The organism is Streptomyces kryoterrae, from assembly GCF_054072135.1.
The window spans coordinates 7,308,030-7,321,494 of the sequence record NZ_CM133358.1; the positions used below are offsets into that span (position 1 = coordinate 7,308,030).

Consider the following 13,465-nt stretch of genomic DNA (forward strand, 5'->3'; position numbering starts at 1 on the left):
CGAGGTGGCCGCCGTGGCGGGGGATGCGGCGCCGAGGGGAGCGGCGGCGGTCACACCGAGCATGCCTCTTCGGCTGAGCCGGTGGGCGGGTTCGGGGTCGAGCGCCTTGCTGCTGTCGGTCGGGCGGCGGCCCGCGCCCCTCAAGGCGGGGCGCGTCCGTCCGAACCCCTGGTATCAGGTGCCGCTCACCCGGGGCCGGCGCATCAGGAAGGCCGCCCCCGCGCCCGCTCCGAAGAGGGCGGCCACGGATACGCCTGTCGCCAGCCACGTCGCGCCCAGCCACTGGCCGCCGAAGTAGCCGAGGGCGACGCTGTACGCGGCCCAGGCCAGGCCGGCCACGATCGACCAGGGGAGGAACTCGCCGACCCGGCGGTGGGCGGCGCCCGCGCCGAGGGAGACGACCGAGCGGCCGGCCGGGGCGAAGCGGGCCACGACGACCAGGATGCCGCCGCTGTGCGCGAGGGCCTGGCCGAGACGTTCCTGCGCGTTGGTCAGGCGCCGGGAGCGGGCGATCGCGCGGTCCAGGCGGGCCCCGCCGTGCCAGGCCAGCCGGTACGCCACCAGGTCGCCGAGGACCGACGCCGTGGCCGCGCACAGGGTGAGCGCGAGGATGTCGGGGACTTCCTGCGGTACCTGCCCGGTGGCCGCGCCCGAACCGGCGGCGGCTGCCGTGGCGGCCGTGATGACCAGGACACCGCTCGGCAGCACCGGCACCAGGACGTCGAACAGGACGGACACACCCACCAGGGCGTAGATCCACGGGGTCCCGGTCAGGGACCCCACACTCTCAAGCACCGCAGACTCCCCGAAACTCCCCCGTCGGCCCGATCCGTGCCGCTACCTCGCGGGGGAGCGGCGGGCGGCGTGTGACAGCCATACAGCGTACGTGGGGGGTCTGGCAGGAGATCCACGGGGGCGCATGTGTTCGGCACGCGAGGTTCACCCTGACGTACGCCGGTGCCCGTCCCCGGGATGCGGGGACGGGCACCGGCGTACGAACGAGCGATGGATCAGCTGGATCGGTTGGATCAGGCGGCTACCGGGGTCTTCTCCCGCGACTCCTTCGTCGTGCCCGACGAGCGCTTCGCGAGGAACCGGTCCAGGCCGAAGGCGCCGGAGCCGGTGAAGACGAGCAGGAAGAACGCCCAGCAGAAGGCGGCGGCCAGTTCGCCCTGGTTCTGGATCGGCATGAGGGCGTTCGGCTGGTGGACGTCGAAGTACGCGTACGCCATCGCTCCCGAGGCGATGAACGAGGCGGCGCGGGTGCCGAGGCCCAGCAGGACCAGGGTGCCGCCGACCAGCTCGATCACTGCCGCGTACCAGCCGGGCCAGGTGCCGGCCGCGACGGTCTCCTCGCCGCCGAGGACGCCGAAGAGCGAACGGGCGCCGTGGCAGGCGAAGAGCAGGCCGACCACGATCCGGAAGAGGCCGATGGCGTAGGGCTGGGCGTTGTTGAGGCGAGCGGACATGTGGGGATGTCTCCTTCGGTCGGGATCGTTCCGTCCGAAAAATTTCGGGAACCGTGGACGGATCGGTCCGGGGGGCGGAACCGAGCGGGTAGTCCACCGTAGGGGCGCCCAATCAACGCTTGCAAGTTCAACATTTGGCCACCGCTTTGCCTCCTGATGAGCCTCCGCTTGCCGTTCCGATTCGCCGATTCCCGCACGTGGAGCGGCTGTTGGGGGCATCTGCGGCACCGCCCGCGCGACCGCGTCCGCGTCCGAAAGTGTGACCGAATCTACGTCAGGGCGGGGTCCCGGCCGCGGTCACCCCATGCACGCCTTCCGCGGGCATGCCGAACGCCAACCTCCTTGCGTGCGGCCGCTCTTGACGATGCATCAGGAAACGAGCACCGGAGACGGGGCTCGTCGCCGGTGTGGGATGGTTCACCCGCTCAGCTTCGACTCCATGACCGTCTCCAGCTGGGCGCTGTCCTTCTGCCCCTGCGCCCGTTCCAGCCGCAGCCGGGCCGAACGGCCGTGCAGGGTCAGGGTCATCAGCATGTTGCCGAACCAGGGGCCGCCGTCCGTCTTGCGCCAGGTGACCGGTGGACGCGGGACCCGGCCGTGCCGGGCGAGGCGGCGGCCCACGGCGCGGCCCAGGCCGCTCCACCCCAGGCGGAAGCCGACCTTGATGTAGAGGGGGATGGCGTTGTGGACGGGGGAGCAGGTCAGTTGGAGGACGCGGGCGTCCGGGCGGGAGCCTTCGGGCCAGGTGGGCTCGGCCGCGTACGCGTGGTGGACGTCTCCCGACAGGACCAGGACCGTCGCGGGCGCCCCGGGGCCCGAGCCGGCCTCCGCGATCAGGTCGGCCAGGGCGGTGAACGAGGTACTGAAGGCCGCCCAGTGTTCGAGGTCGGCCCCACGGCGCAGCTTCTCCCCGAACCGGGCCCAGCGCGCGCCCCGTTCACCTCGGCACAGGGCCTCGTCCCACGCCTCGGCGTCGTGCACGAGGTGCGGCAGCAGCCAGGGGAGCGAGGTGCCGATGAGAAGGTGGTCGTACGAGCCGGGATCGGCCAGCGCCTGTTCCCGCACCCAGGCCTCCTCGCCCGGGTCCAGCATCGCGCGCTCGTCCTCGTCGAGGACCCGGGCCGCCCTGCTGTCCACCATCAGCAGACGTGTGCGGCCGAAGTCGCGCCGGTAGCTCCAGCGGACCGAGGCCGGGTCGGCGTCCGCCCGGGAGGCGAAGTCGCGCACGGCGTCCGTACCGTCGGCACTCTCGCGTACGGCCGCGTACAGCGGGTCGGTGGCGAGCTCGGCCGGGGCGAGGTTGCCCAGGTGCTGGTGCACCCAGTACGACATCAGGCCGCTCAGCAGCCGCTCCCGCCACCACGTGGTCTCCCGCATGTCGGCCAGCCAGGCGGCGCTGGTGTTCCAGTCGTCGATGACGTCGTGGTCGTCGAAGATCATGCAACTGGGGACGGTGGAGAGGAGCCAGCGGACCTCGGGGTCGAGCCAGGACTCGTAGTAGAGGTGGGTGTACTCCTCGTAGTCCGCGACCTCGGCACCCGGCGGTTCGGACAGGTCGCGGCGGGCGGCCAGCCAGTCGCGGGTGGCGTCGGACACCTCGTCGGCGTACACCTGGTCGCCCAACAGGAGGAGGACGTCCGGGCGTTCGGCCGTGGGGTCGGCCGCGATACGCGCCGCCAGGGTGTCCAGGGCGTCCGCGCCCACCGGGTCCTTCTCGTCGGCGGCCGGCGCCGCCCAGCGGCAGGAACCGAAGGCGACCCGGAACGGGTCACCTTTTCCCGCACCCGTTCCTTCGCCTGCTTCTTCCTCGGGGGTGCGGATGACGGAGGGCGGGAAGGGCGAGTCGGGCAGCGGCCACACGCGGACGCCGTCCAGCAGCACCTCGTACGGAGTCGTCGTGCCCGGGGTGAGGCCGGTCACCGGGATCAGCGCGTAGTGGTGCCCCGCGACCTGGAAGGTGCGGGTCTCACCACCCACGCCGTCCGCGCAGCGCGCCTCGGCGACGCAGGGACGGCTCGCCTCGACCCAGATGGTCGCGGACGAACTGTCGGCATACCTCAGCAGCGGTCCCAGGCGAAGTGTCGCCACGTGATCACCCTCCTCCGTAGCACCGTACGGTACGGACGACGGAGGAGGGCGGGGAGGTTCCGTGCATGATGCAAACGTTTTACCGGTGATTCGCGGTCGATTCGCGTCGGTCCGCGGTCGATCCGCGGGCGGTTTCCGGGTGGTCAGGGGCCGGCGAGCGGTCGATCAGCAGCCGGAGAGGTAGCTGGTGAGCGCGGTCTTCTCGGCCGAGTCGACGGAGAGGTCGTAGTAGTACTTGACCTGGACCCAGGCGCGGACGTAGGTGCAGCGGTACGAGGTGACGGACGGCATCCACTCGGCCGGGTCCTGGTCGCTCTTGGACTGGTTCACGTTGTCCGTGACGGCGATGAGCTGCGGCCGGGTGACGTCGTTGGCGAAGCCCTGGCGCTGGGCGGTGGTCCAGGCGCTGGCCCCGGAGTCCCAGGCCTCGGCGAGCGGGACCAGGTGGTCGATGTCGAGGTCGGACGCGGCGGTCCAGGTGGCGCCGTCGTACGGGGAGAACCAGCTGCCGCTGGTGGCGGTGCAGGCGGAGTTGGTGACGACGTTCGTACCGTCCCGCTTGAGGATGTACTCACGCGTGTTGCACGTGCCGCTGATGGTGATCCAGGTGGGGAACAGGTCGCGGTCGTAACCGGTGCGGTTCTCGGTCTTCACGGTGAGCGCGGCGAGGTAGGTGCGGGCGGTGGCGGCGCTGACCGGGGTGGGGAGAGCGGCGGAGGCGGTCGGACCGTTGAAAAGTCCGACCGAGGCTATGAGCCCGGTGAGCGCCGCGAGTATGCTGAGCCGTCGACGCGCGTAGAACTTCGGCATGCGAACTCCCTCGGGGGATGGGGGTGTTGAGCGCGAGCGAGTGAATCGTCGCGTCGCTTGATTGCCGTGAGATGTGCTACCGGTAAGAAGTTAGTGACGTGGGCATGACATAACAACCCTGCGGGGTCGGTTATCGTGGTTGGTGCAGAAGGGGAGTAGCTCTTCGCCGGACCGTCGACATACTGCTCAGCTCGTCTGAGCCGGCGCCCGGAGGCAGGTCACCTGTGACCTGCCAGCGAGACCTTCGGCCAGTAGTGCACTGACTGTGTGCTGCCGTGCCGAGGTGTCGTTTCCCAGTAACACTCTCGGTGGGGCAGCCCCGACCGATTGAGGAATCTTGATCAGCTTCACCGTGACGGCGCTCGTCTTCGGCGTCGTCTTCCTGGCCGAACTCCCGGACAAGACCGCCCTCGCCGGGCTCGTCCTCGGCACCCGCTATCGCGCCTCGTACGTCTTCGCGGGCGTCGCAGCCGCCTTCGCCGTCCATGTCGTGCTGGCCGTCGCGGCGGGCAGCGTCCTCACGCTGCTGCCGCAGCAGCTCCTCCACGCGCTCACCGGTGTGCTCTTTCTGGGCGGGGCCGCCGTGCTGCTGCTGCAGAAGGGGCCGGCCGATGGCGACGCGGAGGTGCGGCGGCCCGGGGACCAGTCCTTCTGGAAGGTGTCCGGGGCCGGCTTCATGATCGTCCTCGTCGCCGAGTTCGGCGATCTCACGCAGATCATGACGGCCAACCTCGCCGCCCGATACGACGATCCGCTCTCGGTCGGCTTCGGTGCGGTGCTCGCGCTGTGGGCGGTGGCCGGGCTCGGGATCGTGGGGGGCCGGGCGCTGATGAAGCGGGTGCCGCTGGAGCTGATCACGAAGGTCGCGGCGGTGCTGATGCTGGGGCTCGGGGCGTGGAGTCTGTGGGAGGCGGTGACCGCGTGAGCGCCAGGTGGGTGGTGGGCGGGGTCGCCCGGGAGGTGACCGGTCGGTGAACGATTGGCCAAGGCGGTAGCGGGAGGCGCGGTTTATTTTGTACCGTGTAGGAACAAAGTGGCTCCCGCCCGTTTTCCCTGACCGGCGGGCGGGGCCGCCTTGGTCCCGTACCCGCGCCTTGGAGCCTGCCGATGACGGCCACCGCCGTGCTCACCGCCCGTGCCCTTCTCCTCGACATGGACGGCACCCTCGTCAACTCGGATGCCGTCGTCGAGCGTGTCTGGCGCCGGTGGGCGGACCGGCACGGGCTGGACGGGGACGAGGTCATGAAGGTGGTGCACGGGCGGCAGGGGTACGCCTCCATGGCGGTGCTGCTGCCCGGACGGCCCATGGAGCAGAACTACGCCGACAACGCGCGGATGCTCGCGGAGGAGACGGCTGACCTGGACGGTGTCGTCGCGATACCGGGTGCCTTCGAGTTTCTGGCGTCCCTGCACGGGCTTCCGCACGCGCTGGTGACCTCTGCCGACGTCGCGCTGTCGACCGCGCGGATGGGGGCGGCGGGGCTGGGGCTGCCCGATGTTCGCGTCACCGCGGAGTCCGTCGGCGCGAGCAAGCCGGATCCCGAGGGGTTTCTGAAGGGTGCGGCCGAGTTGGGGGTCGACCCCGCCGACTGTGTCGTTTTCGAGGACTCGGGGGCCGGGATCTCGGCGGGGCGTGCGGCAGGGATGCGTGTGGTGGGGGTCGGGCCGCGGGCCCACTTCCACCGGCCGGATGTGGTGGTGCCGGATCTGGCGGGGGTACGGGTCGAGCGTGCGGGGGACGGGGAACTGCGGGTGAGTTTCGGGGCGGGCGTGGTCTGAGCGCCCTCCGGCCCGTCTGAGGGTCCCCCCTCTGGGGGAGTTTGAGGGCGCGGCCCCTTCAGGGCCGATGCGGGGGTCTGGGGGCGAGGCCCCCGGTGGCGTTCATGTGAACGCCACCGGGGGCCGCCCGAAGCCTGCGCAGCCGCCCTACGGTTCTGTCGTTTCCGACTCCAGCCGTGCGCGCGTGGTGCGGTCGTACACGCCCGGTTCCGCCGCGTCGATGCCTCGCGTCGTCTGGTACGTGGTCACCGCGGTCACGACGTTGTCGTCGTAGACGCCATCGGTGTCGTTGAGGTAGATGGCCAACTGACGTAACCGCAGCTGGAGTTCGAGGACCTCGTCACCCTGGTCGCCGAGGCGCAGAACAGGCGGGGTCTCCTTGTCGTCGCCGCCGGGAGCCGGGGTGATCGTGCCGGTGGCCTGGGCGGTCGTCGGTGCCTGGGTCGGGGTGGCCGACCTGGACGGGGTCGCCGAGGGAGCCGTCGGTGTGGGCGAGAGGGTCGGGGTCGCGCTGCGGGACGGGGTGGGGGTGGGTGACGGCGACGCCGACGGCGTGGGACTGCCGGACGGGGTCGGGGACGCCGCGCTGGTCGTCGCCGCCGGCACACTCTCCCGGACGTCCTGGGCCGCCGTGTTGTTCCGGTCCGGCTTGTCGTACGTGAACATCCCGCCCGCGAGTCCGCCCGCCGCCAGTACGACGACGACCGCTCCGGCGGCGCTGAGGAGAAGGACCCGGGGGCGGCGGCCCGAAACGCTCGGCTGCTCGTCCCCGGCGAAGGGCTCGGGGTGGGCGGGGCTGTCCGAGGGGTGCCGTACGGCCGGTATCGCTGTGGTCGCGGCTTCGTCCGCCCCCCAGCCGGACGCCTGGACCGCCGGCATCGGCATCGTCGCCTCGGCTGCCTGGTCAGGGGCCGGGTGCTCGGACGGCGCGGGGTTGTCCGGCGTCAGTTCCACGTACGGGCGTATGCGCAGGGGGTCGAAGTCCTCCGCCGCCGCGGCCTCCGCCGTACGGGCCTCGAGGTGGGCGTCGGCGGCGCGTTCGGTGCAGGCGCAGGAGGGCGTGTTGTCGGCTCCCCGGGGCGCGCCGCACTCCGGACACACATGCCCCTTCGGATCGTTCACTGCGCGTCGGTTCCTTCCGCGTACGAACCCCCGTACGAATCTCAGAGGTTATCCAAAGCCTCGTCACACCTTCTCCCGGACGCCCCCGGAATCCGGGCTTCCATCGAATCCCGTGAGGATTCGACAGGCCATAACCGGTCACACCGACCACGATGGGGGTGTCACAAGAGTCACAGGAGGACTTCACAGGAGGACCGCATGGCCGGGGAAGCGCACGGCAGGACGGGGGATGTCGCGGAGGAGCGACCGGCGGCTCGTGGGCCCGAACACGTGCCCGGGAACGTCCTCGTCCCCATCGGCGCCCTGCTGCTCGGGATGCTGCTCGCCGCCCTCGACCAGACCATCGTGTCGACCGCGCTGCCGACCATCGTCAGCGATCTGGGCGGAATGGATCACCTGTCGTGGGTGGTCACCGCCTATCTGCTCGCGTCGACCGCCGCGACCCCCCTCTGGGGCAAGCTCGGCGACCAGTACGGCCGCAAGCGCCTGTTCCAGGCCGCGATCGTGATCTTCCTGATCGGTTCCGCGCTGTGCGGCATGGCGCAGAACATGCCCCAGCTGATCGGGTTCCGGGCGTTGCAGGGGCTCGGCGGCGGCGGGCTGATGGTGCTGTCGATGGCGATCGTGGGGGATCTGGTCCCGCCGCGTGAACGGGGCCGCTACCAGGGCCTGTTCGGCGCCGTCTTCGGCGCGACCAGTGTGCTCGGGCCGCTGCTCGGCGGGCTCTTCACCGAACACCTCAGCTGGCGCTGGGTGTTCTACGTCAACCTTCCCGTCGGCGCCGTCGCCCTCGCCGTGATCGCGACCGTCCTGCGCATCCCGCGCCGGTCCGCACGGCACGTCATCGACTACCTGGGCACCCTGCTCATCGCCTCCGTCGCCACCTGCCTGATCCTCGTCACCTCCCTCGGCGCCTCCTGGGGCTGGGGTTCGGCGCGGATCGTGGGTCTCGCGGTACTCGGCGTCGCACTCGCCTGCGCCTTCGTCCTCGTCGAGCGACGGGCGGCCGAACCCGTCCTCCCGCTCAAGCTGTTCCGGCTGCGCACCTTCACCCTCGCCGCCGTCATCAGCTTCATCGTCGGCTTCGCCATGTTCGGCGCGATGACCTATCTGCCGACGTTCCTCCAGGTTGTCCAGGGCGTCTCCCCGACCATGTCCGGCGTGCACATGCTGCCCATGGTGTTCGGACTACTGCTTGCCTCCACCGTCTCCGGACAGATCGTCAGCCGCACGGGCCGCTGGAAGGTGTTCCCCGTCGCGGGCACCGGCGTCACCGCCCTCGGCCTCCTGCTGCTCCACCGGCTCGACGAGCACAGCTCCACCGGCGAGATGAGCGCCTACTTCCTCGTCTTCGGCCTGGGACTCGGCCTGGTCATGCAGGTCCTGGTGCTGATCGTGCAGAACGCGGTCTCGTACGAGGATCTGGGCGTCGCCACCTCCGGCGCCACCTTCTTCCGCTCCATCGGCGCCTCCTTCGGCGTGGCCGTCTTCGGTACGGTCTTCGCCGGCCGCCTCGGTGACAAGCTCACGGACGCCTTCCGGGGGGTACAACTGCCCGCCGGGGTGTCGGCGGACGCGCTGGAGTCCGACCCGCGCGGCATCGCCGCCCTCCCCGAGGCCCTGCGCCCGCCCGCGCTGCACGCCTACGCGTCCGCCATCACCGACGTCTTCCTGTACGCCGCTCCGGTCGCCGTTCTCGGCTTCGTCCTCGCCTGGTTCCTGCGCGAGGACCGGCTGCGCGGCTCGGTGACCGCGCCCGACGTCACGGAGACCCTGGCCAGCAACCCGGTCCAGCGGTCGTCGTACGACGAGGTGTGCCGCGCGCTGTCCGTGCTCGGCACCCGCGAGGGGCGCCGCGAGATCTACCGGACGATCACGGCACGGGCCGGCCTCGACCTGTACCCGGCGGCGAGCTGGCTGCTGCTGCGCATCCGGCGGCACGGGTGGGCGGAGCCCGCGGTGCTGGCCGAGCGCAGCCTCGTACCGCCGGCCGTGATCATCAAGGCCGCCCGGCAGGTCGAGGAACGCGGGCTCGCCGTACGCGAGGGCCTCGACATGATCCTCACCGACGAGGGCCGCGAGGCCGCCGAGCGGCTGGCGCGGGCCCGTGAGGAGTCCCTGGCCGAGCTGCTGGGCGACTGGTGGGGCCCGGACCGGCCCACCGACCTGGTCCAGCTGGTGAGGCTGCTGAACGAGGAGCTGTGCGGCTCGGACGCGGAACAGCCGCACAACGGCTCGGCGGACAGGCTCAGTTGAGGCTGCCCGGCCCCTCCAGGCTCTTCTCCAGGCTCTTCTGGAACCAGTGCTCGGCGTACTTGTCGTCGTTGTGGGGCCCGGTCTCCGTGTAGCCCAGGCGCGCGTACAGGGCGCGTGCCTCGACCAGGTCGGAGCGGGTGTCCAGGACCAGCTGCCGGGCGCCGAGGGCCCGTGCCGCGTCCTGAGCCGCGGCCACGAGGAGGGATGCGCCGCCCTTGCCGCGCATCCCCTCGTACACGAAGACCCGGGTCAGTTCACCGGTCGTGGCGTCGAGGAGCCGTACGCCCGCGCTGCCGGCCGGCTCACCGTCGTACCGGGCGACAAGCAACTGTCCGTGCGGCGGGGCCAGTTCGGCGCCCAAGTTGGCCGCGATCCCGCGTTCCAGCTCACCGGGCTCCGTACGCCGGCCCTGGTGCAGGAGGTACCAGCGGTCGCTGACCTCCGTGTAGTACGCCCGCCAAAGTGCGGTGGCGGCAGGGGAGTCGAAGGGTTCCGGGGCGATGGTCCAGGTCATGACCGGCATTCTCGGGAACCGCCCCGGCGGGTGCGCAACCGGATACGCGTGACCTGCGAGTCCCGCGCCGGCCTGTTTGGGAAGCGACTTCCGGGCAACTCGGGACTGTGACCGCCCTGTTCGGACCGTCGGTCGGGTCGGTCGACAAGTCGGTCGAGAAATCCGGAAGGCATTCATGTCCACAGGAGTGCTCATCGTTCTGATCGTGCTCATTGTCGCGGCCGTCGTCATAGGCGCGGTCGCCCTGAACCGGCGGGCCGCCGGAGCACACGGCCCACGCAACCTGAAACGGCACTTCGGACCCGAGTACGACCGGGTCCTCGCCCGGCACGACGGCGACACCAAGGCAGCCGACCACGAACTCGCCGAGCGCCTCCAGCGCCACGGTGACCTGCGGGAACGCCCGCTGGAGCCCGCCGAGCGCGAACGGTTCACGGCCCGCTGGACGGCCGCCCAGGAACAGTTCGTCGAGTCGCCGCACCAGGCGGTCGCCGATGCCGACCTGCTCCTCAGTGAGCTGGCCGGTGCCCGTGGCTTCCCCGTCGGCGGCGAGTACGAGGAGCAGGTCGCCGCGCTCTCGGTGCACCACGCCGAGCATGTGCACGGCTACCGGCGCGTGCACAGCGCGGCCCACGAGGAGCGGGCCGACACGGAGGAGATGCGCACGGCGATGATCGAGGCCCGCGCCTTCTTCGACGACCTGGTCGACGAGAGGGAGCGGCCCCGGCCGACGTCGAAGTCGCGACTCAACAAGCTTCAGCTGAAGGGAAGTTGACGGACATGACGGACAACAGCAACCGGGACACGACGAAGCCGGACACCGCGAGGCTCGATCCGGAGAAGTTGGCCGCGGAGAGGTCGGCCGCCGAGCGGGCGACAGATGAGAAGGCGACCGGCGACAGGTCGGGCACCGACAGGTCGGGTACCGAGAGGGCCGTCGGCGAGAGGGCGGGCGCCGAGCGGCAGGTCGGCGAACGGTCGGCCGCCGAGAGGTCGGACGCCACGAGTACGGCCGGCGGAAGCCTGTCCGGCGAGAGGGCCGTCGGCGAAAGGCCGGGCGGCCAGGGGCCGACCGGCGACGGCGTGTCCGGCGACAGGTCCGCTGCCGGGACGTCGGGCACCACGAGTGCGACCGGCGAACGACTGTCCGGCGACAGGGCCGTAGGCGAGAAGCCGACCGCCGAGAAGTCGAACGGTGGAAGGCTGACCGGCGAGAGGGCGGGCCGTGAGGGGCTGGCCGGCGATCGGTCGGCCACCGCGAGGTCCGATGCCAGGAAGTCGGCCGGTGAACGGCCGGCCGCCGAGAGGTCGGACGGCAGGAATCCGGTCGACGGTGCCGCCGTACGGCCGCCCGGCTCCGCGCCCGCTGCCACCCGTTCCCACGAGGGGCAGTCGTCCCACGGGGTCGCACTGCTCGCCCAGGACGAGCGGGACAAGCTCACCCTGCGGCTCCAGCACGCCGTCACCGGGTTCGTGGACGGCCCCCAGGAGTCCGTCGAGGAGGCCGACCGCGTACTGGAGGAGATCACCGAGCGTTTCACGGAGGCGGTGGCGCGCAGCCGCCGTACCGTCCGCGCGACCCTGCAGGCCACCGGCGCCAACGACAACGGCGGCGGCGAGACCGAGCGGCTCCGGCTCGCGCTGCGGGACTACCGCGAACTGGCGGACCGGCTGCTGCGCAGCTGAGGCCCCGGCACACCGCTGAGGCCTGCGTACCGCACGGCTACTCCGCCTGACCCGCCCGCGCCTCCCGCCACTCCCGTACGAGGTCGTCGACGTCGTACGGCTTGAGACCCAGCGGGGGGCCGGGCGGCGGCCTGAACATCATGTCGCGGATCTTGACGTTGATCTCCGTCACGATCCGGCGGACCGCCCCCTCGGAGGGGGCTTTTCGCGCCGCCGCCAGCGCGTCCTCCGCCTCCTTGCGCAGGGCCAGCGTCGGCGGCAGGACCGACAGCCCCTCGCGGGCCATTTTCTGCTTGATCCACCACAGTTCGTCGTACGACGTGTCAGGACCGTCGGCCAGCGGCCTGCCCGCACCGGGCAGCCCGGCGAACTCCCCGCGCGCCTCCGCCTCGCGGATCTGCCGGTCGACCCAGGACTCGAAACCCACACCGGGTGGCTTGCGTTCGGTCATGTGTCCATTGTGCCGGACCTCGCCCAACCCGACGATGGGGCGATTTATCATGCGGCGTCGTACGGCAACATGGCTGCCGTACAGGGACTGTTCAGCAACGACTGTTCCGCGAGGACCGGTCGGGTCACCCTCGGTGACCGTTCAGAAGGAGCGCACGTGCTCGAACTCACCATGGCCACCGTCTCCGGGACGGACGCCGGCGCCACGGCCGGCATGCTCATGGCCGAGGCGCCCAGCGAACCGGGGGCCATCATGCGGGTGGGCCGGGACAAGGCGGTGTGCCGTCTCGTGACCCCGGACGACTGGCTGTTCGTCTCCCGGGTCCACCTGGAGTTCCTGTGCGGCCCCGACAGCACCTGGCACCTCTCCTGGCTGCAGGGCTCCCAGCCCGACCCGTCCTCCGAAGTCCGGCTGGTGGTCGGCGAGTACGCCCAGACCGTGCCGTACGGAGGAAGCGTGCCGCTGCCCCGGGGCGGCTCCGGCGAGATCATCGTCCAGGACCGCACCGGGCCGCGCAGCGTCAACGTCGGCTTCTACCACGAGGGTTGAGGCCCCCGAGGGTTGAGGCCAGGGGAGGGGCCCCGGCTACGCCACGACCCTCGCCAGCGCGAAGCCGTCGTACCCCTTGCTGCCCACCGTCTGCACCGCCGTCCCGCTCAGCCTCGGGTGCTCGGCGATGAGCTGGAGGGCGGCGCGGGTGCCCCGGACGCTCGGGTCGGTGGAGTCCGCGTCGGTCACCGCGCCGCCGCGCACCACGTTGTCGACGATGATCAGGCTGCCCGTGGTGGTCAGCCGCAGGGCCCACTCCACGTAGTGCGGGTTGTTGGCCTTGTCGGCGTCGATGAAGACCAGGTCGAACGGGCCGGGGTTCTCGTCGGCCAGCTTGGGCAGCGTCTCCAGGGCGGGGCCCGTCCGCACCTCGGTGATGCCGTCGAGGCCGGCCCGCGCGAGGTTGCGGCGGGCGACGTCGGCGTGCTTCGCGTCGTACTCCAGGGTGATCAGCCGGCCGTCGGCCGGGAGCGCGCGGGCCAGCCAGATGGTGCTGTAGCCGCCGAGCGTGCCGATCTCCAGGATGCGGCGGGCGCCCTGGACCTGGGCGAGGAGCTGGAGCAGCTTGCCCTGGTTCGGGGCGACGTTGATGTGCGGCAGCCCCTCCGCGTCGCTGTCGCGCAGCGCCGCCTCCAGGGCCTCGTCGGCCGGGGCCAGGAGGTTGGTGAAGTAGTCGTCGACGTCTTCCCAGTGCTGGGACTCACTCATGTGGGCTGTGCCTTCCGTCGTGGCCGGGTACGA

Annotated in this window: 14 protein-coding genes; 6 read left to right on the top strand and 8 right to left on the bottom strand. The window is 71.3% G+C overall.

The features are described from left to right. Positions 1–174: 174 nt before the first annotated feature. From ACW4TU_RS32450 to ACW4TU_RS32465, 4 genes are all read right to left on the bottom strand, one after another. Complete coding sequence (locus tag ACW4TU_RS32450) at positions 175–795, bottom strand: DedA family protein (protein ID WP_457418976.1); 621 nt, start codon at positions 793–795, stop codon at positions 175–177. Positions 796–1,028: 233 nt separating this feature from the next. Continuing rightward, entirely contained in the window at positions 1,029–1,469 is a 441-nt protein-coding gene (locus ACW4TU_RS32455) for a DoxX family protein (protein ID WP_457418978.1), read from the bottom strand. A gap of 417 nt (positions 1,470–1,886) precedes the next feature. After that, positions 1,887–3,557: an alkaline phosphatase D family protein gene (locus tag ACW4TU_RS32460; protein ID WP_457418980.1), complete on the bottom strand. Its 1,671-nt coding sequence runs from the start codon at positions 3,555–3,557 to the stop codon at positions 1,887–1,889. A gap of 165 nt (positions 3,558–3,722) precedes the next feature. Continuing rightward, entirely contained in the window at positions 3,723–4,367 is a 645-nt protein-coding gene (locus tag ACW4TU_RS32465) for an HNH endonuclease family protein (protein WP_457418982.1), read from the bottom strand. Positions 4,368–4,704: 337 nt separating this feature from the next. Between ACW4TU_RS32465 and ACW4TU_RS32470 the strand changes: the two genes are divergently transcribed. Continuing rightward, positions 4,705–5,292 carry a TMEM165/GDT1 family protein gene (locus ACW4TU_RS32470; protein WP_457418985.1) on the top strand — a complete coding sequence of 196 codons (588 nt, stop codon included), beginning with the start codon at positions 4,705–4,707 and terminating at the stop codon, positions 5,290–5,292. 182 nt (positions 5,293–5,474) lie between these two features. After that, positions 5,475–6,146 (top strand): HAD family hydrolase, encoded by a 672-nt coding sequence (locus ACW4TU_RS32475; RefSeq protein WP_457418987.1) that lies wholly within the window; start codon positions 5,475–5,477, stop codon positions 6,144–6,146. 147 nt (positions 6,147–6,293) lie between these two features. Here ACW4TU_RS32475 and ACW4TU_RS32480 read toward each other — a convergent pair whose 3' ends face one another. After that, positions 6,294–7,268 (bottom strand): peptidoglycan-binding domain-containing protein, encoded by a 975-nt coding sequence (locus tag ACW4TU_RS32480; protein WP_457418989.1) that lies wholly within the window; start codon positions 7,266–7,268, stop codon positions 6,294–6,296. 198 nt (positions 7,269–7,466) lie between these two features. On the opposite strand from ACW4TU_RS32480, the gene ACW4TU_RS32485 reads away from it, so the two are divergent. Continuing rightward, positions 7,467–9,524, top strand: coding sequence for an MFS transporter (locus ACW4TU_RS32485; RefSeq protein ID WP_457418990.1), 2,058 nt, complete (start codon positions 7,467–7,469; stop codon positions 9,522–9,524). Here the strand turns inward: ACW4TU_RS32485 and ACW4TU_RS32490 are convergent. Further along, positions 9,517–10,047 carry a GNAT family N-acetyltransferase gene (locus tag ACW4TU_RS32490; protein ID WP_457418991.1) on the bottom strand — a complete coding sequence of 177 codons (531 nt, stop codon included), beginning with the start codon at positions 10,045–10,047 and terminating at the stop codon, positions 9,517–9,519. The two genes, ACW4TU_RS32485 and ACW4TU_RS32490, sit on opposite strands and share 8 nt — an antisense overlap. A 166-nt stretch (positions 10,048–10,213) precedes the next feature. Between ACW4TU_RS32490 and ACW4TU_RS32495 the strand changes: the two genes are divergently transcribed. Continuing rightward, entirely contained in the window at positions 10,214–10,813 is a 600-nt protein-coding gene (locus tag ACW4TU_RS32495; protein WP_457418993.1) for a hypothetical protein, read from the top strand. Between the two features lie 5 nt (positions 10,814–10,818). Then, complete coding sequence (locus tag ACW4TU_RS32500) at positions 10,819–11,724, top strand: hypothetical protein (RefSeq protein WP_457418995.1); 906 nt, start codon at positions 10,819–10,821, stop codon at positions 11,722–11,724. A gap of 37 nt (positions 11,725–11,761) precedes the next feature. Here the strand turns inward: ACW4TU_RS32500 and ACW4TU_RS32505 are convergent, their stop codons facing one another. Further along, positions 11,762–12,175, bottom strand: a complete 414-nt coding sequence (locus ACW4TU_RS32505; protein WP_457418997.1) for a DnaJ family domain-containing protein — start codon at positions 12,173–12,175, stop codon at positions 11,762–11,764. Between the two features lie 156 nt (positions 12,176–12,331). On the opposite strand from ACW4TU_RS32505, the gene ACW4TU_RS32510 reads away from it, so the two are divergent. Next, positions 12,332–12,724: an FHA domain-containing protein gene (locus ACW4TU_RS32510; protein ID WP_164314267.1), complete on the top strand. Its 393-nt coding sequence runs from the start codon at positions 12,332–12,334 to the stop codon at positions 12,722–12,724. A 36-nt stretch (positions 12,725–12,760) separates the two neighbouring features. Here ACW4TU_RS32510 and ACW4TU_RS32515 read toward each other — a convergent pair whose 3' ends face one another. Next, complete coding sequence (locus ACW4TU_RS32515) at positions 12,761–13,432, bottom strand: O-methyltransferase (protein WP_457419000.1); 672 nt, start codon at positions 13,430–13,432, stop codon at positions 12,761–12,763. Positions 13,433–13,465: the final 33 nt, after the last annotated feature.